Annotated in this window: 22 protein-coding genes; 17 read left to right on the forward strand and 5 right to left on the reverse strand. The window is 43.2% G+C overall.

Going from position 1 to position 20,802, the window contains the following annotated elements:
• Positions 1-8 precede the first annotated feature (8 nt).
• On the reverse strand, positions 9-518 hold the full coding sequence (locus tag FCL54_RS07045) for a hypothetical protein (protein ID WP_246055164.1): 510 nt from the start codon (positions 516-518) through the stop codon (positions 9-11).
• Positions 519-741: 223 nt separating this feature from the next.
• On the opposite strand from FCL54_RS07045, the gene FCL54_RS07050 reads away from it, so the two are divergent.
• Complete coding sequence (locus FCL54_RS07050) at positions 742-1,923, forward strand: S1C family serine protease (RefSeq protein WP_138124737.1); 1,182 nt, start codon at positions 742-744, stop codon at positions 1,921-1,923.
• Positions 1,924-2,575: 652 nt separating this feature from the next.
• Here FCL54_RS07050 and FCL54_RS07055 read toward each other — a convergent pair.
• Together FCL54_RS07055 and queF are read right to left on the reverse strand one after the other, a co-directional pair.
• On the reverse strand, positions 2,576-3,229 hold the full coding sequence (locus tag FCL54_RS07055; protein ID WP_138124740.1) for a queuosine precursor transporter: 654 nt from the start codon (positions 3,227-3,229) through the stop codon (positions 2,576-2,578).
• Complete coding sequence (gene queF, locus FCL54_RS07060) at positions 3,222-3,641, reverse strand: preQ(1) synthase (RefSeq protein ID WP_138124743.1); 420 nt, start codon at positions 3,639-3,641, stop codon at positions 3,222-3,224. The genes FCL54_RS07055 and queF overlap by 8 nt, the downstream gene beginning before the upstream one ends.
• A 262-nt stretch (positions 3,642-3,903) precedes the next feature.
• Here queF and FCL54_RS07065 point away from each other — a divergent pair, with 262 nt between their 5' ends.
• The 4 genes from FCL54_RS07065 to FCL54_RS23860 all read left to right on the forward strand — a co-directional run bounded on the left by FCL54_RS07065 (position 3,904) and on the right by FCL54_RS23860 (position 6,359).
• On the forward strand, positions 3,904-4,380 hold the full coding sequence (locus tag FCL54_RS07065) for a VOC family protein (protein WP_138124746.1): 477 nt from the start codon (positions 3,904-3,906) through the stop codon (positions 4,378-4,380).
• Between the two features lie 84 nt (positions 4,381-4,464).
• Entirely contained in the window at positions 4,465-5,277 is an 813-nt protein-coding gene (locus tag FCL54_RS07070) for an AAC(3) family N-acetyltransferase (protein ID WP_138124749.1), read from the forward strand.
• Positions 5,278-5,386: 109 nt separating this feature from the next.
• Positions 5,387-6,037, forward strand: a complete 651-nt coding sequence (locus FCL54_RS07075; RefSeq protein WP_181954881.1) for a YtxH domain-containing protein — start codon at positions 5,387-5,389, stop codon at positions 6,035-6,037.
• Between the two features lie 145 nt (positions 6,038-6,182).
• A complete protein-coding gene (locus FCL54_RS23860) occupies positions 6,183-6,359 on the forward strand; it encodes a hypothetical protein (protein WP_171016721.1) in 177 nt (58 codons plus the stop codon).
• Between the two features lie 70 nt (positions 6,360-6,429).
• On the opposite strand, the gene FCL54_RS07085 is transcribed toward FCL54_RS23860, so the two are convergent.
• Both FCL54_RS07085 and FCL54_RS07090 read right to left on the reverse strand, forming a co-directional pair.
• Complete coding sequence (locus FCL54_RS07085) at positions 6,430-7,260, reverse strand: STAS domain-containing protein (RefSeq protein ID WP_138124754.1); 831 nt, start codon at positions 7,258-7,260, stop codon at positions 6,430-6,432.
• A 101-nt stretch (positions 7,261-7,361) separates the two neighbouring features.
• Positions 7,362-8,102 (reverse strand): glycerophosphodiester phosphodiesterase, encoded by a 741-nt coding sequence (locus FCL54_RS07090; RefSeq protein ID WP_138124757.1) that lies wholly within the window; start codon positions 8,100-8,102, stop codon positions 7,362-7,364.
• A 166-nt stretch (positions 8,103-8,268) separates the two neighbouring features.
• Between FCL54_RS07090 and FCL54_RS07095 the strand changes: the two genes are divergently transcribed.
• The 12 genes from FCL54_RS07095 to FCL54_RS07150 all read left to right on the forward strand — a co-directional run bounded on the left by FCL54_RS07095 (position 8,269) and on the right by FCL54_RS07150 (position 20,800).
• Positions 8,269-9,105, forward strand: a complete 837-nt coding sequence (locus FCL54_RS07095; protein ID WP_138124760.1) for an STAS domain-containing protein — start codon at positions 8,269-8,271, stop codon at positions 9,103-9,105.
• 51 nt (positions 9,106-9,156) lie between these two features.
• Entirely contained in the window at positions 9,157-11,322 is a 2,166-nt protein-coding gene (locus FCL54_RS07100) for an MMPL family transporter (RefSeq protein WP_138124762.1), read from the forward strand.
• Positions 11,323-11,416: 94 nt separating this feature from the next.
• Positions 11,417-11,938 carry a hypothetical protein gene (locus FCL54_RS07105; RefSeq protein ID WP_138124764.1) on the forward strand — a complete coding sequence of 174 codons (522 nt, stop codon included), beginning with the start codon at positions 11,417-11,419 and terminating at the stop codon, positions 11,936-11,938.
• Between the two features lie 485 nt (positions 11,939-12,423).
• Positions 12,424-13,653 carry an acyl-CoA dehydrogenase family protein gene (locus FCL54_RS07110; protein ID WP_138124766.1) on the forward strand — a complete coding sequence of 410 codons (1,230 nt, stop codon included), beginning with the start codon at positions 12,424-12,426 and terminating at the stop codon, positions 13,651-13,653.
• A 115-nt stretch (positions 13,654-13,768) separates the two neighbouring features.
• The gene (locus tag FCL54_RS07115; RefSeq protein ID WP_138124768.1) at positions 13,769-15,415 is read left to right on the forward strand and encodes a long-chain-fatty-acid--CoA ligase; all 1,647 of its coding nucleotides are present in this window, start codon (positions 13,769-13,771) and stop codon (positions 15,413-15,415) included.
• Positions 15,416-15,433: 18 nt separating this feature from the next.
• The gene (locus FCL54_RS07120; RefSeq protein ID WP_138124912.1) at positions 15,434-16,207 is read left to right on the forward strand and encodes an SDR family oxidoreductase; all 774 of its coding nucleotides are present in this window, start codon (positions 15,434-15,436) and stop codon (positions 16,205-16,207) included.
• 46 nt (positions 16,208-16,253) lie between these two features.
• Entirely contained in the window at positions 16,254-16,820 is a 567-nt protein-coding gene (locus FCL54_RS07125) for a TetR/AcrR family transcriptional regulator (protein WP_138124770.1), read from the forward strand.
• Between the two features lie 23 nt (positions 16,821-16,843).
• Entirely contained in the window at positions 16,844-17,731 is an 888-nt protein-coding gene (locus FCL54_RS07130) for a 3-hydroxyacyl-CoA dehydrogenase family protein (RefSeq protein WP_138124772.1), read from the forward strand.
• Complete coding sequence (locus FCL54_RS07135; protein WP_138124774.1) at positions 17,728-18,504, forward strand: enoyl-CoA hydratase/isomerase family protein; 777 nt, start codon at positions 17,728-17,730, stop codon at positions 18,502-18,504. The genes FCL54_RS07130 and FCL54_RS07135 overlap by 4 nt, the downstream gene beginning before the upstream one ends.
• 12 nt (positions 18,505-18,516) lie before the next feature.
• On the forward strand, positions 18,517-19,302 hold the full coding sequence (locus tag FCL54_RS07140; protein ID WP_138124776.1) for an enoyl-CoA hydratase/isomerase family protein: 786 nt from the start codon (positions 18,517-18,519) through the stop codon (positions 19,300-19,302).
• Between the two features lie 11 nt (positions 19,303-19,313).
• Positions 19,314-19,727: an acyl-CoA thioesterase gene (locus FCL54_RS07145; RefSeq protein WP_138124779.1), complete on the forward strand. Its 414-nt coding sequence runs from the start codon at positions 19,314-19,316 to the stop codon at positions 19,725-19,727.
• 20 nt (positions 19,728-19,747) lie between these two features.
• Positions 19,748-20,800: a phosphotransferase family protein gene (locus FCL54_RS07150; protein WP_138124914.1), complete on the forward strand. Its 1,053-nt coding sequence runs from the start codon at positions 19,748-19,750 to the stop codon at positions 20,798-20,800.
• Positions 20,801-20,802: the final 2 nt, after the last annotated feature.

A 20,802-nucleotide genomic window follows, 5' to 3' on the forward strand; every position in this document is an offset into this window, starting at 1 on the left:
ACCCGGTGTTATGCTTTCTTCTTTAATAATTTACTAATATCCGGTTTCTGGGCTTTTCTGATTAACTTTCCTCCTTCAAAAAACCTCCCGTATTCCCTGGCGATTTGGTTTGCTTCTTCAAAGGTAGGAATGTAGCCGTTGGCTTTGTATGTTGAAAAATAAGCATGGACTTTCCCACTATAGAATACCCAGCTGAAAAACTTCATCGAAAATTTATGTGATCCGGAGTCGCGAAAAGGAACCATCGCTTTACTCTCCCAGACAGTCATCGTTTGCCCATATCCTTCTTCCATATTCCCGACTAATTCTGCATACAACAAACCGGGGTTATTCATCATTTGTTTCATCACAAACCGGGTGAGAAATCCGTTGACGATCGTGCGCCAGATGTTGAAACGGGCCCCAAGCGTAATGGAAATAATGGCGTCTTCGGGAAGAGGTATCTTTCTTTCTCCATAAATAATCATTCCTCCGTATTTAACCCCCGGTATTTTTTGATTAATAAACTCTTTACTCATAATTTCCCACCCTCTTTATTGTTTACTAAATATTCTTCATTAGCATCATCTAATCCTTTTATCCCGGGGAAAAAGAACCCCTTATATTTCCCGGATAAATAACAAAAAATATGAAACAATTATCAAAGATTGTCAAAATAATCCCAAAATCCCAGAGTTACCCGTGTAATTCGATACAATACAAATGTAACCGAAACACAACATTTGAAAGGATGATCCAATGATGGGTTATTACAAGGATGATCATATAAATAACAGACAGTCTAAAAAAAGCAAAAACAGATGGTTGATGCCGGGGGGGCTTGGAGCTGCAATCGGAGCATCTGTAATGCTTATCGCAGCACCGATGATAAACGGGGATATAAATGGAACGTTGGGTGATAAGCAAGTTGAAGCAAACAGCGAGGTCAAAACAGAACAGGTTTCTTATAACGTGACGACTGATGTTACAAAAGCGGTAGATAAAGTGGACGATGCGATCGTCAGTGTTTCGAATCTCCAGCAGAGTAACTTTGGTGATGTCGGAAAAGTAGGATCCGGTTCTGGTGTAATTTATAAAAAGGAAAACGGGAAAGCGTTTATCGTAACAAATAACCATGTGGTAGAAGGAGCTGCAGAGCTTGAAGTTACACTTAAGAACGAAGAAAAAGTTAAGGCGAAGCTACTAGGTACAGATCCTTTGATGGATCTTGCAGTACTGCAAATCGATGGCAGTAATGTAGAAGCAACAGTAGAGTTCGGAAACTCTGACCAATTGAAGGCAGGGGAACCGGCGATTGCACTCGGCAACCCGCTCGGCTTTTTGGAAGGTTCAGTTACACAGGGGATAATCAGCAATCCTAAGAGAACTATTCCAACAGACATTGACCAAAATGGCCAGCCTGACTGGGAAGCGGAAGTTATTCAAACCGATGCTTCCATCAACCCTGGTAACAGTGGAGGAGCGTTAATCAATATTGCCGGGCAGTTGATCGGCATAAACTCCTCTAAGATTGCGCAGACCAACGTAGAAGGAATCGGATTTGCAATTCCGGTCAATGTTGCAGCGCCGATTATTGAGCAGCTTGAAACAACCGGCAAAGTGGAACGGCCATATCTTGGAATCAGGCCATATTCATTATCGGAAGTGCCAGAAGCCCAACGGAGTGCAGCACTTCACTTGCCTGAGGATGTAGACGGCGGTGTTGTCATTATGGGAACTTCCCCTGGTACACCTGCTGCTGAGGCCGGACTGCAAGATAAAGATGTTATTGTAGCTTTAAATGGCAAAGGTATTAAGGATGCAGCAGAACTAAGGAAATTCTTGTATACAGATGTTAAGGTCGGAGACAAGATTAAAGTAAAATATTACCGTGACGGCCAGGTGAAAGAAACAACGTTAACGTTGAGCAGCCATCAGTTTTAAGTGAAAGAATAAGAGGTTGGGACATAAATAAAACGTTCAAGTGAAAAAACGAATGATTCAGAATCAACAAGTATAAAATGTTAATTTTCAATAGATTTATCTTCTTTTGTAGCTAGTAGGAGTGATGCAAACCGCTTCAGCAGAATACTTCGCTTTCCGCGGGCACGGCCTCAGCCTCCTCGCGGAAAAACCATCGCTGCGGGGTCTTCGGACTCGTGCTGTTCCCGCAGGATAAGGAAGGCTACGGCAGCAAGACATCGCACGAAGAAAATGGGCAGTTCATTTTCGAGGAGTCTACGTATTCTGCCTACGCTGGAAGTGTTTCCTACTAAAAGAATTTTTTTACTCCTCCTCTAGCGGAGAAAATACACGAAGACTCCTACGGGAGCAATGGCATCGGTGAGACCCCGGAGTGCGTTAGCATGAGGAGGCTCACCAGCCGCCCGTGGAAAGCGAAGTGTATTTTCGTAGCGGGTTGAGGTACCCCCAGTATCGTATTAAAAGATAATATGTAGCCGATATATAATGAACAGGAAAAATTACTTAAACGGCCAAAAGAAAAATCCGAACTGATTTAAATTCTGATGAAAGAATTTTGAATCATAGTTCGGATTTTCCTTTGGCTAAAATACTTTTGTCCCAGCCTCTCTTTTTATACAGCAGGTTCCTCGCTGCCGACCGGAACTTCGCTGTTTTTTTTGTTCTTTGTGAATAAGTAGAAAAGCGGTGTATCAATAAGAGCCAGACCAAGTTTTACTACATATTGCGATAGTATCATCACCCATATATTGGGGACCGTCCCGATGAAAGCGATCGTGATAAAAATCGCAGTATCGAGAAACTGTGATGTAAAAGTACTCAAATTATTTCGCAGCCATTTATGCTTTTCGTTGGTCAGTTTTTTAAAGAACGAAAAAACATATATATCGACATTCTGGGATACTAGATAAGCTGCTAAGCTCGCCAATACGAAGCGATAATTTTGTCCCAGAAGCGTTTCGTAGGCTGTTTGGGTGTCTGCTGCAAACGGAGCGACCGGAAGCAGCATTCCGATAAAAATCATCGCACTTGCAAAAACCTGGGCTCCAAACCCGAATAGGATCGTTCTTTGCGCTTCTTTTTTACCGTATCGCTCATGGATGACATCCGTAAACAAAAATGAAAATGCATACATGACTACAGCGGCTGGAAGCACGAAACTCCCGATCATGATGATCTTCCCGGCCATGATGTTCGCCACCACGATGGAAACGGCAAACAATACATTGAACCAGATAAGATCACGATTTATCGCCTGGTTATTCATTGCTATCAGTGCCTTTTTCTCGCACAGCAGTGGTTGTTAGTTCAATGCCTCCGCGGGCAGATTGGTAAACAGTAACTTCGACACTCTTTGGATCGATGGCAAAGACAACATCATCTGCAATATTGGCTGCGAGGGTTTCACAAAAGCTTCCCTCATCACGATAGGACCAGAGATAAAACTTAAGTGCTTTGGACTCGATGCACTTTTGGTCTGGTACATATGAAATTTCTACCTGGCCAAAGTCTGGCTGGCCTGTTTTAGGGCAAACTGCTGTAAATTCTAATGCTTTAAAAGTAACCTTTTGAACATTCGGGCTGTCAAAAGCTTCGTTTTTTAAAACTTCGCGACCTTCTTTTACACTTTTCGGACGGGGCATCGGTCCTGATGAAGGCAACCATGATGTATTTTCCATAATTAAATTCCTCCCTAGTTTTGATAAAGCAGGATGGTTACGAACTGCTTATTGCCTGACCGCCAGAGCGACCGGCAACTGTTTTATTATAGCAAAAATGGCTTGAAATACAATACTTCTTTAAAAGCAGATGTATGAGCATAAAAAAATTTCCGCTCGGTCTATCGTCTTAGAATAACCCTTTATTTTTCCACCTATAGACTGAAGCATTTATTCCATTGAAAAGAATACAATAGATTTGGAAATACAAAGGAGGGATTCAATGTTTCCTGGAAGATTGTATGAAACCCATTTACTTGTTCGAAATTTAGAAGATTCGATAGAATTTTATAAAAAGCTCGGACTGAAGTTTGCTCATAAGATTGAAAAAAGGAGAGTCGCTTTTTTCTGGTTTCAAGAGGAGAAGGAACAGATGCTGGGGCTGTGGGAAGTATCAGAAAAACAATGGGAAAGGCGCCATTTTGCTTTTGGTGTAACATATGATGAGATCCTTACGGCAATAGAGTGGCTGCTGGATAGAGAGATTTCACCGAGAGAGTCATTCGGGCGCCAGCCGCTGGAACCACTCGTCCATACCTGGATGCCCGCAGCTTTTATTAATTTTAATGACCCTGATGGAAACTCATTAGAATTCATTAGTGTGCTGGAAGATGAACCGGAAAATATGGACTATGTGCCTTATTTGAGCGAATGGAAAACGTTGAAGGCAAATGGAACAACAGAAGTATTGAAAGGTTAGAAAATTCTAGCTCTTATCATCCCATTTCTTTCGGTAGATGCTATAGTAGAAATAGAATATTTCAGTGTCAGGAGAGCGAAGAAAATGGGAAAACGTATTATTGAAAAAACAGACATGCCAAGAACGAGGGAAAGTCTGGCAGAAGACCTTCGGAAGCTGGGTGTTAAAGCCGGAATGACTGTCATCGTTCATTCTTCGATGCAATCGATCGGATGGGTCTGTGGCGGAGCGGTTGCGGTTATAGAAGCGCTGATGGATACAGTTACAGAAACGGGGAATATCGTAATGCCTACCCAGTCCCCAGATCTATCAGATCCGTCGGAGTGGGAAAATCCCCCTGTACCAAAAGAATGGTGGAGTACGATTCGAAACCATATGCCTGCCTATAACCCGGAAGTTACACCAACAATGGGGATGGGAAAAATTCCTGAGCTTTTTAGAAATTATCCCGGAGTAGTTCGCAGTGACCATCCCGCAGTGTCATTTGCAGCATGGGGTCCTAAAAAAGAAGAAATTCTTTTTCCGCATCCCATTGAAAACGGATTAGGTGAGGATTCCCCTCTAAGGAGATTATACGATATGGGAGTACACGTGTTATTCCTCGGAACCGGGTATGGCACAAATACTTCTTTTCATTTAGGAGAATATAGGGCCCCGGGGCACAAAAAGATTCAAAAAGGAGCCCCGGTTATGAAAGAGGGCAAAAGAGAATGGGTAACATACAGTGAGATCCAATTCGAAGATGAGTTATTTGAAGAAATGGGCAGGCAATTCGAGCGGCAGCATAGTGTTTTAACGGGAATGATCGGGTCTGCACCCTCAAAATTTTTTTCTCAAAAAGAGGCTGTAGATTTTTCCGAATCATGGTTTACAAAGCGAAACATCCAAAAAAATTAATAGTCTCGTTTCATGCAAAAACTGTCAAAAGGCAGTTTTTTGTTTTTAAAAAAGTAAATGTGGGAAATAGAATACTAAGCTTAGATGATAAAATTAAAGGAGGATGAATATGCAAGCGACTAAAGAAAAGAACAGTAAGTTTATGACAGGTATGCTAATTGGAGCAGTCGTTGGCGGAGCAGCTGCTATGTTTGATAAAACAACAAGACAGAAAATAATGAACAGAGCAGGAACCGCGAAGGACAAGTCAGTAGATATGTTCCAGCAAGTAAAAGAAGATCCGAAAGGTACGAAGGATGAGTTGATGGACCGTATGAAGTCCGCTCAAAGTACACTTAAGGAAGCAATGACTGACGCCCAAAATGTCTATGACAAAGTAAGCACAGACATGAAGGACCAGTTTGAAGATGTAAAGGAACAGGTTACTGAAATGAAAGACCAGGCAACAGAAGTGAAGGATGAATCAAAAGACATTCTTTCTACTGCCAAAGATGCTAAGGATGATCTAAAAGGTGTAGGCGACAAAGTAAAAGAAGCTGGAGAGGAAGTAAAGCCACATAACAGTAGTAACAGTAACAGTAACAGCAATAGCAGCAATGGTACCAGCAACAAAAACAATCAATATAAGAAAGATGATTCAGAAGGTATGGTAAATGCTATGGCAGGAGCTTATAACGAGGAAAATGAAAATAAAGCTTATAAAATGTCAGAAAAAGACCCAGAACTTCCTAAGCGCGACTATCGAAAATATGAACTTTAATATCAAAAGTCTGCCCAACCAGGCAGGCTTTTTTTATGTTTCACTAATTACATTAAATTACAAACGGGTTAAGATTCATTCATTATGGTTTGATGGCTTTGGGGCAGGGGTAGGAAAAACCAATACTTTCAAAGGGGATGAGAGCATGATCACGAGTGAGAAGCTGTTGACCTGGAAAGAACGGAAATCCTTTGCCGGTCTGGATAAAACTATGATAAAAAATGGAAGGAACTTTAATCCGGTAGAAACTTTTATCAAAAAGCTCGACAGGGAAGAAGAGACGATCAGAGGAGCGCATGGAGAAAATAGAGTGATTTTATAAATAGAAAACAAGGAGCGGGATCAACCTGCTCCTTGTTTATGTTGCAAAAGATACCTGATCGGCAATTCTTTTAATAGTTTATATCCATTGTGTTTAAAGCCTGTCTTAAACTCGCAAATGTTGATATTTCAGAAAAATCGATACCTAAAGATACGATGGTTTGAGCAAGCTCCGGACGCAGCCCGGAAATGATGGTGCGAATCCCCAGTAAACTTAAAGCTTTTATGACATTGAACAAGTGATGCGCTACAAGTGTATCGATTATATGAACACCGGAGAGATCGATGATTAGGTTTGAGAGCTTTAATTCTGTACATCTTTTTAATACACGATCGTTCATTAACCTGGCACGGTGGGTATCGATTGTTCCCACCACCGGAAGAACAGCAATGTCTTTTGTGAGGGGAACAACAGGAATTGAAAGCTCGTCCAGTTCTTGCTTAGCCGTATTGATCGTTTCTTTGAAATCCTCAATATAGACATGGCTGAAGGCATATACAATTCGATCAAGAAGAGGATCGATGACACAGTTGAAGTCAAAGACTGCCTCTAAAGGATAACTATTTTTAACCGCTTCTTCTTTGATAGCATCCCAGATTACTTTACGGTAAATCGGAACTGCTTTTGTTGCTTTCTCAAGAGGGATCGACACATCGATAGCTTTTCTTGCAGTATCTGTTGACCAGTTGATAATTTGTTCCTCGATCCCAGGGTCGTTCGTTTGCAGCATCTCTCCGATTAATTTGATAAGGGAAGCGCGCAACTCTAAGGATTCCTCTTCTATGATGGAATCTATACCGGAACGTTGATATTCTAAGTTAAGCATTTTTGACATACGTTTTGAGAGCTCAAATCTCGATTCTGAAATTTTTTCTCCCATTGAAACCAAATATTTCTCCATATGTTTGTCCTCTCTTCAAACGATAACTTAAATACTATTATACTCGAAGTACCCAAATGAAGGATATTAAAAAGAATGAAGATAAAGATTTTGTACTAAAATCATTCGATATTTTCTCTAATTTGAACCGCTTTCGCGGGAAAGTCCGTGATAATTGCAGAACAGCCTTTTTCTATCAACTGTTTGATCGCTGCTTCTTCATTAACGGTAAACGGTCTCACAGCCATTTTGAGTTTATTCGTTTCATCTAACAAAACCTCATCAACAATAGGCCAATAAGGATGAAGTGACCGGGCGTTGATTTTTGAAGCGTAGCTTCCAGGCGAAACTAGCTTTTCCATGAAGAGCACAGCTGTCTCGATATTCGGGGCATATTCGTGTGCCCTTATGAGTGAATAATGGTTAAACGAAGATAAAATAACTCGATTCTCCATATCAAAGGCTTTTATGCAATCGATCACCGCTTTTTCTATTCCTTTATAGGGAATGTAAGCTGTTTTAAACTCTATGTTTAGCAGAAGGTTAGTGGCTTTCGCCCAGTGCACCGTTTCTTTTAGTGTTGGAATTCTTTCTCCACTGAACCCTTCAGAAAACCAGCTGCCTGCATCAAGCGTCTTGATTTCCGCAAGAGCGAAATCTTTTACCCAGCCGTGTCCATCTGTTGTCCGATTTAATTTTTCATCGTGAACAACAACCGGTACCCCGTCTTTTGTTAATTGAACGTCAAGCTCAATACCTTCAGCTCCCGACCCAAGAGCAGCCTGGAACGAAACCATTGTATTTTCAGGAGCAGTTCCCGCTGCACCTCGATGTCCGAATATCAGTGTTTTATTACTGCCCATCATCTACCTCCATAAGTAATAGATTAGTTAACTTTATTATGACAGAATTTTCTAACTTACGGAAAGTAAAATCACCTTAGAGAATATGCTTTTTCTTTTGATGTTTGAATGGTTAGTTTATAATTGAAAATAGAATGAACGGATTTACTAGATTGAGGAGGATCATATGAATCATAAGGATAAAGGGTTATATGACTATTTGCTGGAAAATGCCTATGATATTACAGAAAAATGGATCTGCACAAGAGATAACACCGATGATACGATCTATTCCTCTCAAGAAGATTGTGATGTTAAAGTATTGCGTCAGCAAAACGGAACTTTTATTAAAGGGATGGCTGAAACACTGCTGGATGCTGAAAGCGATACGCTAAGAGAGTGGATAAAGAATGTGGCAGGACACCGGGTGAAAGAAAATACACCACTGCAAAACGTTCTGGGACAATTCAAGAGATTCAGAGGGATATTTATTTCTTTTGTCGATGAATATGCGATCGATAATAAAATAGAGATAAAAAAGGTCTTAAGCTGGCATCAATCCTTCCATCAAAAGTTTGATGAAGTAATCAGTATGTTTATTAAACATTTTCAACAAATTACAGATCAAAAACTTAATTACCAGAGAAAGATAATCTATGATTTGAGTTCACCCGTCATGCCCTTAAGCGACCAGGTGGCGATTGTTCCCCTGATTGGAAAAATTGATGAAGAACGTGCAGAAATCATTCAAGAAAAACTGATCCAGAAGGTTACAGAGTTAAATTCTTCTTACCTTATTCTTGATTTATCAGGGCTCTATAATTTAAAAGAGGTGGTTTCAACCAGTATTCTTCAGTTGGTCAGTATGCTTAAGCTGCTCGGAGTTCAACCGATCGTTTGTGGCTTCCGCCCGGAAATTGTCCAAACAATGGTGAAATACAACGTCGATGAGCAGCTGGATGTCTTAACCTTTTCTTCATTAGGAAGAGCAATAGAATATCTCCGCAGCTTTGAGAAGGAATAAAATGAAACCAGAAAGTAAGGGAAGCAAACGACATAGAGTGAGGGTTAAGCTATGAGAAGTTTTGGTGAATTTACATACCGATACCGAAAATATATTCTTGTACTATGGGTACTTATAGTAGTCGGCTTAGGGTTCGCCGCTTTTAAACTGCCAGGTATTTTAAGCGGAAGCGGTTTTGAAACAGAAGGTTCTTTTTCAGATGTAGAAAAGATTCTCCAGGAGGACTTTGATATTCCTGAGTCTTCGTTAATCCTCGTATTTGAAAAACGAAATGAGGAAGTTAGCAAGAATACATTTACAAGTTTTATCGGGGATACTTTGAATGAATTTAAAGACATGGACAATCTGGCCAGCATTTCTTCCCCTCTCGAAAACAAAGAGATGGTAAAAGGTGATAAAGCTTATGCGATTGTTTCGTTCGACCGGGATTTAGACGGTATGAAGAGGACGATCGATGAAGCGAGGAAGGAACTGAAGGACAGTGATGAAATGATAGTCGGTCTTACCGGTGTGCCTGTCATTGTTGAAGATATGAACAAGGCAAGCCAGGAAGACTTAAAGCGTGCTGAAATGATAGGGCTTCCGATAGCCCTGGTCATTTTATTGTTTGCTTTTGGAGGTCTGGTCGCAGCCGCAATTCCGCTGATCACCGGCTTTGTCAGTGTACTGAGCACAATGGGGCTGCTTTACATTTTTGGAAAAGATCTCGGAATGTCGATCTTTCTATTGAATGTGGTCCCGATGATCGGTATCGCGCTCGGCATAGATTTTGCATTGTTGTTTGTTAATCGGTTCAGGGAAGAACTGGAAAACAACTCGGTTAAGGACGCGGTGGTAACTACAGTTGCGACATCAGGAAGAGCGATCATCTTCTCCGGCTTATGCGTAATCCTCGGCATGGCAGGAATGCTCCTTATCCAGATCGATCTGTTCCAAACGGTTGCAATCGGTGGCATGGGAGTCGTTGTCCTTTCAGTACTGGCAGCGAACACCTTCTTGCCTGCGCTGCTTGGCGTTCTTGGACCAGGAGTAAATAAACTGATGATTTTAAAGAAGAAAAAAGAAGGACAGGGCGGTTGGAGAGTTTTTGCAACCTTTGTAATGAAGCATCCGATCGTAATGTCTACCATCGCATTTGTTGTACTGATCATCGGCATCCTTCCTATCCCTAACATGAATTTAATTATTCCGGAAGCAGATTCTCTGCCGCCCCATTATGAAACAAGAGTGGCTTATGAAACGTTTCAGGATACTTTCAGGGAAGAAGATACCTCTGAAGTCCCGGTTGTCGTCCAACTGAATGAAGGAGTTTCTGACCGGGGAGAACTTGAAAAATTATCGGATATGATCGATAAGATGGAAAAAGACAAGATCGTGGAGAACGTAGAATCTATCTTTTCCGCTTCGGGGGACTTGAATGCTGAACAGTTTGCCCAAATGATGGATAGTCCAGAAACGAAGGAAAAACTGAAACCGGTACTGGAGCGATTGACCGGTGATGATCAAACGCTTCTCACCGTAAAATTAAATGCAGACGGCAATTCAGAAAAAGCGAAGGACTGGGTTCGAGAGTGGCAAGATAAAGATACGGAACTTGAGATTCTTCTTGGCGGACAGCCGAAGTTTAATCAAGAAATATTTGATGAGATATATGAAAAGATGCCATATGGATTGGCGTTAATTCTGTTGTCCACCTATGTGATCCTTTTCCTTGCGTTCCGTTCTGTGTTGATCCCGCTTAAAGCGATTATTATGAACGTCATAAGCCTCAGCGCTACCTTTGGTATACTCGTATGGCTTTTCCAGGGAGGACATTTAGGACTTCCGGAATCCAGTATCGGACTTATGATTCCGGTGTTTACATTCGGTATTGTATTTGGCTTGAGTATGGACTATGAAGTGTTCTTGATTTCACGTATGCACGAAATGTATCTTGAGTCAGGGGATAACGATAGTGCTACACTGGAAGGCCTTATTTCCACAAGTAAAATTATCACATCGGCGGCGCTTATCATGATCGTTGTGACCGGAGCGTTTGCATTTACTGGTGTTACACCGGTAAAACAAATGGGAGTATCGATTGCACTCGCGATATTTATCGATGCGACGCTCGTCCGGATGGTGCTTGTTCCATCCTTAATGAAGTTGCTTGGAGACTGGAACTGGTGGGCGCCGAAAGGGCTGAAATCCAGGAAAAAGAATGTGTATTCCCATTAAGGCGGAGTTAGAGGCTCCGTCTTTTTCTATGAAACTTTTTCTATTATGATTCGTAAATGTAATAGACGAATGAATGAAGGAAAGGGCGATTTAAGTGGATAACATCGTATACTTTAATGATAACTTTTTTTCTTCAGGTACGACTGAAATCTATACAGAGGATAAAGCCAAAACGGGAGAGCTAGATTTGAAAAGCATGTTTTCATCCGGGGTAGAAGTTCTTGATGAAAATAACAAAATGGTTGTTGCAGGGAAATTCCCGTTTTTATCACGTAAATGGGAAGTTACAAACGAGAACAGCGAGCAATTGGGACTGCTTAAAGAAACAATTTCCTTTTTTCAAAAAACCTATGAATACAAAAAAGAGTCTGGTGATGTCTATTATATCGAATCACCGGCATTTTCGCTGGAATACACTATACTGGATGAAAGAAAAGAACAGGTTGCAAAGTTTGAAAAAATCAGCGTTTTTTTTGCCTCGCCTGCATTTAAACTTACCAATCGTTCGACGAAACTTTCTACGGAAGAACTGGTTGCTGTTGTAATGGGAGTGAACGCGATTCAAAAAAGAAAGCGCTCGGCATCAGGCGGCGGTGCGGCCGGTGGGGCGAGTTAACTAAAGGTGGATTGTGGCTCAGGTAAACGTTGGCAACAAGCTAAATTACAGCGCTTTTGCAATTTAGCGGACGTATGTTTCTCTATTTGCTCAAAATCGTATCAAAGTGGCGCTTTTTGGCAGTAAATAAAGGAACCAGGGTCTTTTATATAAAAGCTCTTTTCTAAAAGATTGTTGTTTTTGCACAAAAGCGATAAACTGCGACATAGCAAACGCTGGTCGCTACGGAAATACACTACGCTTTCCGCGGGCCCGCGGAAAGCGAAATGCCCGGAGTGGAAATCAATGCCGCAATTACGTCGCAGTTCATCTCAAATGTGAAGCTTTTAAGATTCGGTTTGCTTACTATAATTTAATTCAGTGCTTGTTCCTCCCGCAAGAAGGTCGAAAAGCGATCACTTTAGTGTTGAATATTCTAAAAAGTTAGAATACAATAGACTTATCATTACATACCAACTGGTTAGTATTTTACAGGGAGGTGTCCTATGAATTTTGAGTACACAGATAAAGTAAAACAGTTGAGGTCACAGCTGGCTGATTTTATGGATGAGGTGGTTTATCCGAATGAAACAGTATATGAAAATCAGTTAAGGGAAGCTTCTGACCGGTGGACTGTTCCGCCTGTGATGGAAGAGATGAAACAAAAAGCAAAGCAAGCAGGGCTCTGGAACCTGTTCCTTCCTGATAGCGAGCTTGGAGCGGGTCTGTCCAATCTGGAATATGCCCCGCTTTGCGAGATGATGGGACGATCAATGATTGCTCCTGAAGTATTTAACTGCGCTGCTCCAGATACAGGCAATATGGAAGTGCTTGAGCGGTATGGAACAGAAAGCCAGAAGGAGCGATGGTTAACGCCGCTTCTTGATGGGGAAATCCGTTCTTGTTTTAGCATGACGGAACCTGATGTAGCTTCATCCGATGCAACGAACATGGAGACAACCATCGAAAGAGATGGAGACGAGTATGTGATTAACGGAAGAAAGTGGTGGTCTTCAGGTGCCGGCGATCCGAGATGCCGATTTGCGATCGTGATGGGAAGATCTAACAGGGACGCTCCGAAGCATATGCAGCATTCCATGATCATTGTTCCGCTCGATACACCTGGAGTAAAGGTATTAAGGATGCTCCCTGTCTTTGGCTATGACCATGCACCGCATGGACATGCGGAGATAGATTTTACGGATGTCAGGGTACCCGCGGAGAACATGATTCTCGGGGAAGGAAGAGGATTTGAAATTGCACAGGGAAGGCTTGGCCCAGGAAGGATACACCATTGCATGAGACTTATCGGTGTTGCGGAAAGGGCGCTTGAAACAATGTGCAGCAGGGTAACGAACAGAGTTGCTTTTCATAAGCCGCTTTCCGACCAGGGGGTGATTCGCGAATGGATCGCAAACTCCCGCATCGAAATAGACCAGGCAAGGCTTTTGACCTTAAATGCAGCTTATATGATGGATACAGCCGGTAATAAGGTGGCGAAAAAAGAAATCGCAATGATTAAGGTTGTAGCTCCGAATGTTGCCCTGAACGTACTTGACCGCGCTATTCAGTCACTGGGAGCAGCCGGGGTGAGCGAAGATTTTCCGCTGGCTGCCCACTGGGCGAATTCCAGGACCCTGAGGCTTGCTGACGGGCCAGATGAAGTCCACCGTAACGCTATAGCTAAGCAAGAATTGAAAGCGTATACAAAAGTGCCGGTGAAACAAAGCCATTAAGACTATTAAGCGAAGATTTCCAATTGGCTCTGTTTTACAGAGCCAATTAAATAACCTGAACCCTGTCCTGAGAGTTGAGTAAGTTTTAAATATCACCTAACTGGAGGAATGTAAAATGGCATATTCCGAAAAACCATGGCTAAAGTATTATCATCAGGACGTAAGCGAACATTTACAATTAGAAGAACGTCCCCTCACGTCATTGCTCACCGATTCCGTTAAGAAATACGGGGACAAAACCGCGTTAACCTTTTACCACAAGACATTTACCTTCAAAGAAGTTTATGGCATCGTAGAACAATTTGCGGCATGCCTTCACAAAGCCGGTTTTCAAAAAGGAGACAGGCTTGCGATCATGCTGCCGAATACACCCCATTATATCTTTTCATTGTTTGTTTCCGTAAGGCTTGGCGGCGCTGCTGTCCAGGTTAATCCTATGTATGTAGAGAGAGAAATCGAATACACCCTGAACGACTCAGGCGCCAGGTTCATGGTGGTGCTTGATGCGCTTTATCCGAAAGTGAAGAGCGTACAGAAAAATACCTCTCTTGAAAAAGTGATTGTTGTTTCGCTTGGACAGCAACAAGTAGATTTGCAGGATGGCGATCTTTTATTCGAGGATTTCCTGAAGACTTCTGCTGAAAAAGCGCCTGAAGTGGAAATAGATTCGAAGCAGGACGTAGCCGTTCTTCAATATACGGGAGGGACGACCGGAGTATCGAAAGGGGTTATGCTCACCCATTACAACCTGCTTTCAAATGTAGAACAGGTATATGAGTTCATGTTCAAAGCGCTGGAGGTTCCTGACAATCCTAAGGTCATGTCGGTATTGCCGATGTTCCATATTTATGGGTTGACCTGTAATGCTTTCCAGGGATTCCGGACCGGAGGCAACCAGATCATTCTTCCTAGATTCGAACTTCAGGAAGTGCTTGAGACGGTTAAGCGTGAAAAGCCGTTCCAGATGTCAGGGGTTCCAACAATGTACATTGCATTAAACAGCCGTCCGGACCTTGAAGAGTATGGCTTCGATCAAATCGAACACTACAACAGCGGCGGCGCAGCGATGCCGGTCGAACAGCTGAAAAAGTTTGAAGAAAGGACCGGGAAAAAGCTCTGTGAAGGATACGGACTTTCAGAAGCCTCACCTGTCACCCATTTTAATCCGCCGTTTGCTGAAAGAAGAATCGGAAGTATCGGTATTCCGATGCCTGGGACAGTAGCAAGGGTTGTTATCCCTTCCGATGGCGGCAGTCTTGAAGATGTTCCGCAGGGAGAGGTCGGGGAGCTTGCGATCAATGGGCCTCAGGTGATGAAAGGATACTGGGATAAGCCGGAAGAAACAGAAGCAGTACTTAAAGGAGACTGGCTCCTGACAGGTGACCTCGCCCGCATGGATGAGGATGGGTACTTCTCGATTGTCGACCGCAAGAAAGACATGATCATTGCGAGCGGCTATAACATTTATCCTCGTGAGATCGAAGAAGTTCTATATCAACACCCTGCAGTGCAGGAACTGATTGTCCTCGGTATACCAGACGAGTACCGGGGGGAAACGGTCAAAGCCTACATCACGTTAAAAGAGGGAGAACAGGTTACAGAAGATGAACTCATGACATTTGCAAGGAAATATCTTGCTGCATATAAAGTTCCAACAGAGATCGAGTTTCGAGAAGTATTGCCGAAATCAGCAGTCGGAAAGCTGTTGAAACGGAAGTTAAGAGATGAAGAAGTAGCGAAAAAGACAAAAATGTCCAAGTAACAAACGGAGGGAACAATGGTGCATATAAACGAACTTTTTGACCTGAAAGGAAAAACGGCGATCGTCACAGGCGGCGGAAGGGGGCTGGGAGAGCAGATCTCCCTTGCCCTCGCCGAATCCGGAGCTAATATTGTGATATGTTCCAGAAAAGTGGAAGCATGCGAAGAAACAGCGGAAAAGCTAAAGGAATACGGTGTGGAAACGCTGCCGTTAGCATGTGATGTTACGAAACAAGAAGATATAGAATCAGTTGTCCGCCAAACAGTAGAACGATTTGGAACAATCGATATTCTCTTTAACAACAGCGGTGCCACATGGGGAGCGCCTGCACTTGAAATGCCGCTTGAAGCCTGGAAGAAAGTGATCGATGTTAATGTAACCGGAACATTTTTGATGGCGCAGGCTGTCGGAAAGGTAATGGCGAAGCAAAGGTCGGGAAAGATTATTAATCTCGCATCTGTAGCCGGCCTTGGAGGAGCAGATCCGAAAGTGATGGATGCGATCGGCTATTCTGCAAGCAAAGGGGCTGTTATTACCTTTACTAAAGATCTCGCTGTAAAGCTGGCTCCTTATAATATTAACGTTAATGCCATTGCACCGGGGTTCTTCCCAACGAAAATGTCAAAAGGATTAATCGAGTATAACGGGGAGCAGATTCTTAAACGGACACCGCTTAACAGGTTTGGCGCTGAACATGAATTGAAGGGGGCTGCGTTGTTTCTTGCCGCGAAAGCGTCTGATTATGTGACAGGGCATATTCTGACCGTAGACGGCGGGATGTCTGCGATGTAGCGTTGCTAGCCAAAATGATAGCGGCTGTGAGGCGAAAGGAGTCATCATGAAAGGGAAAATCATTGAAAAGAGCTTGCAACTGTTCGAAACAAAAGGGTTCAGCGAAACATCGATCCAGGACATTGTGGATGAAATGGGTGTAACCAAAGGAACCTTCTATTACTATTTCAAGTCTAAAAAGCAGCTTTTAATGGATATTCATACGATGTATATCAGTGAACTCCTGAAGATGCAAACGGAGATAATGAATAATAGCGAAAAAGATGCAAAAGAGAAAATAAAGGGAATCGTAAGTATTTTGGTCAAGAGCATCCGTACACATGGCCCGAGTGCAAGAGTCTTTTTCAGGGAGCTTCGCCACCTTGATGAAAAGTCTCTCCCGGAAATTATCGAGAAACGTGATAAGGTTCGATATAATTTGCAAAAAGTTATAGAAGACGGGATTGATTCGGGTGAACTTCGCTCGGACCTGAAACCTGATATCATCACGTTTGGAATACTTGGAATGTGTAATTGGAGCTATTCCTGGTTCAACCCGGAAGGTCCAGCATCGGAGGAAGATGTCATCTTAACGTATGTTGAGATGACTTTAAAAGGACTTTTACCATACTAACTGGTCAGTAGGAGTGATAAAAAATGAAAGCCGAAGATATTAAAAAAGTTTGTGTAGTCGGAAGCGGTTCGATGGGACACCAGATCGGGATGCTGTTTGCACTGGCGGGTTACCAGACGACGATTCAGGATATAAGTGAAGAATCACTGGAAAACGCGAAAAGCAAACTAGAAGCGATCATGGAGAAATGGGTGGCGAAAGAGAAGATTTCTCATGAGAGGAAGGAGACCGCTTTTAGCCATCTTGCATTTGAAACAAGCCTTGAGAAAGCTGCTTTCGATGCGGACTTTATCGTTGAAGCAGTTGTAGAAAAGCTTGAAGTGAAGAGAAGCGTGTTCAAGCAGCTTGATCAGATAGCGCCTCTTCATGCCATACTTGCAACGAACAGTTCGACGATCGTAAATTCCTTGATCGCCGATGCAACGTCAAGGCCTGACAAAGTATGCAACATGCATTTCTTTTTCCCGCCATTAGTGATGGATTGTGTGGAAGTCGTGATGAGTGACCATACATCTGAAGAAACCGCACAACTGGCGATGGAAGTATGCAAAAAAATTAATCGGACAGGCATCTTGCTTCGAAAAGAGATTTCGGGGTTTGTTGCAAACAGGATTCTTGGGTCGCTCACGAAAGAAGCATTGAACCTGTATGAGCAGGGGATCGCAGATTACAAGGATATTGACCTTGTTGTCACAAAAGCCCTTAAACATCCGATCGGCCCGTTCGCATTGATGGATCTTTCCGGTATCGACGTCGCTTATTATGTCATGCAGCAGCGATATGCTGAAACAGGCGACCCAGAAGATAAGCCGCCGAAGTGTGTGGAGGAAAAAGTGAAGGAAGGAAACCTGGGCAGAAAAACGGGTAAGGGCTGGTACGACTATCAAACTGAAAAGAAGGTGCAGATATGAATGCAGTCAAAGTAACGAAACAGGATCACATTGGAATTGTCACGATTGATAACCCGCCTTTAAACGTTTTGGGCAGTTTTGTTTTTCAGGAGCTGGGAGAAGCATTTAAAAACCTCGCTGAAGATGAGGAAGTGCTGGTTGTTATCCTGACAGGTAAAGGGTCAAAAGCTTTTGTAGCAGGAGCTGATATTAAGGAGTTCCCGCAATTGATCGGTAATTCTGATATGAATAAAGTCGTCATGGACACCCATGCTGTTCTTAACCAGATAGAAGACTTTCCAAAGCCGACGATCGCCGTCCTGAACGGAATGGCCTTTGGCGGAGGCTGCGAGCTGGCGCTTACGTGTGATATTCGTATCGCCGAGGAGCATGTGCAGATTGGACTGCCGGAAGTTAAACTCGGCATTTTTCCAGGCGGAGGAGGAACACAGCGTTTGCCGCGATTGATCGGAACATCCAGAGCAAAAGAACTGATGTTTACCGGCGACCCGATCGGATCGGAAAAAGCAGAGCGAATCGGACTGGTGAATGATGTTGTTGAGTCTGGAAAAGGGATGGAAGCAGGTCTGGCACTGGCGAAAAGAATCGCGGGCAATTCCCTGCAATCAACATCCAGAATCAAGAGTGCGGTCAACCGGGGAGTGCAGCTGCCGTTTATTGAAGGCATCCAGTATGAAGCATTATTATTTGAAGAGATTTTTAAGACAGAAGATGTAAAAGAAGGAATTGCCGCCTTTATCGAAAAAAGAAAACCCCAATACAGCAATCGATAGGAGGAAAATAGATTGGAAACTACCGTTACTTACAGTGTGTCAGATAAAATCGCAACGCTTACGCTAAACAGGCCAAAAGTGATGAATTCCTTTGATTTGCAGATGCATGAAGACTTTTACAACTGTTTAGTACGAGCGAACGAAGATGAAGAAATAACAGCGATAATTATTAATGCGAATGGAAAAGGATTTAGTGCCGGAGCAGATTTGAGTGTTGTACACCAGGCTTCTGGAGAGTCATTGGACATCGGCGAGTATTTAAGAAAAACGTATAATCGGACGGTCCTTTATATGAGTGAAATCGAAAAGCCGGTGATCGCAAGCATCCATGGTGCAGCGTTTGGGGCGGGACTCGGAATCGCACTTGCCTGTGACTTCAGGATCGCGTCCGAGGATTCGTCGTTCTGCCTCGCTTTTATAAAAGTAGGATTGATGCCAGACGCCGGAACCCATTTTTACCTGCCGAGGATCATCGGGTTAAGCAGGGCGTTAGAGCTTGCGGCGTTAGGTGACACGATCGGTGTAGAGACCGCCAGCCAGTATGGGCTTATCAACAGAGTTGTAAAAAAAGAAGAGCTGGAAACGGAGACGGACCAGTTTGCGAAGCGGGTAGCGGGCCTTCCGACAAAAGCATTTGGGAAGATGAAGAGGACGATGAATGCGAGCTTTGAGCACACACTTGCCGAATCGCTTGAAGCCGAAGCCGACGGACAGGGCGAGCTTGGAAAAACAGAGGATCACAGAGAAGGTGTAAGCGCGTTTTTCGAACGGAGAAAACCAGCATTTACAGGAAGATAGAGGTGAGATAGATGGTTTTTACATCAGAAATTAAAGTGCGGTTTGCGGAAACAGATGCACTTGGACACGTGAACAACTCCAGTTATTTTATTTATTTTGAACAGGCAAGGATTGAGTTCCTCGAACACCTTGGCTGCAATATGAACATGGAGGAATGGAAGTTTATCCTCGCATCGATCAGCTGCGACTTTCTGAATCAGGGTTATTTCAATCAGATTTTAAGTGCGGAGACCTCTGTATCCAGAATCGGAAACAAAAGCTTCGGCTTGACCCACACGATTTATGATAAAGATACCAGGACTCCCATAGCGAAGTCAGACTCGGCGATGATTTATTTTGACTTTAAGGAGCAAAAAAGCAAACCGATTCCTGATGAGTTAAAAAATAAGCTGGAAGCATATCTGTTGGTGAAAGCAGATGCCTAAAAGGAGTGGATGAGATGGCGATGAAAGAGACAATTCCAGTTCGGCAGGGAGAAGAGCTTAATGAACAGAAGCTAGAACAGTTTATTGGCGAGCGGCTTGGAATAGACGGTGATCTATTGATCTCTCAGTTTCCTTCCGGGCATTCAAATTTAACTTACCTTCTTACAAAAGGAGACTGGGAGGCTGTATTGCGCCGTCCCCCGCTCGGGCCTGTAGCAGCAAAGGCGCATGATATGGAAAGAGAATCTAACTTTTTGAACAAGCTTCATCCGGTCTTTCCGCTTGCACCGAAGCCCTATCTGTTCTCGAAGGACGAGTCCATTATCGGAAGCCCTTTTTTTATTATGGAACGTAGAAGAGGAGTCGTGTTAGACACCGAGCTGCCTGAAGATATGCTTGTAACGGAAGAGTTAGGAAAAAGGATCAGTACCAAAATGGTAGAGACACTTGCGGCGCTCCATGCTGTTGATTATAAAGAGGCTGGGCTTGAAGAAATGACCCGTCCGGAAGGCTTTCTTGAGCGCCAGGTATACGGATGGATCAAGAGGTATGAGAAAGCTAAAACCGATGAGGTGGAGGGCGTGGAACAGTTGACGAACTGGTTGAAGAACAACCTTCCACAATCGGGAGAGGCGGCCGTGATCCACTATGATTACAAGTTGAACAACATGATGTTTGACCACGAACTTGAGGAAATAGTGGGCATTTTCGATTGGGAAATGTCGACGGTAGGAGATCCCCTTGCAGACCTTGGCTGTGCGATGGGCTATTGGACACAGGAGGACGATCCTGACTTTCTAAAATATGGTATGGGCAAACCTTCTTTGACCGTAAATAAAGGATTCTTTACGAGGCAGGAGTTTATAGAAGCATATGCAGCAAAAAGCGGCAGGGATGTTTCGGACATGCCGTTTTATTTAACGTTTGCTTACTTCAAGCTCGCTGTCATCTGCCAGCAAATATACTATCGGTATAAAAAGGGACAAACGAACGATTCTCGCTTCGAACGCATGGGCGAGTTCGTAAAAGGGCTTATTACATTCGCATCCTATCAGTCTCAGGAAAGAGTTTAAGA

The organism is Exobacillus caeni, assembly GCF_005747095.1.
GTDB lineage: Bacteria > Bacillota > Bacilli > Bacillales > Guptibacillaceae > Exobacillus > Exobacillus caeni.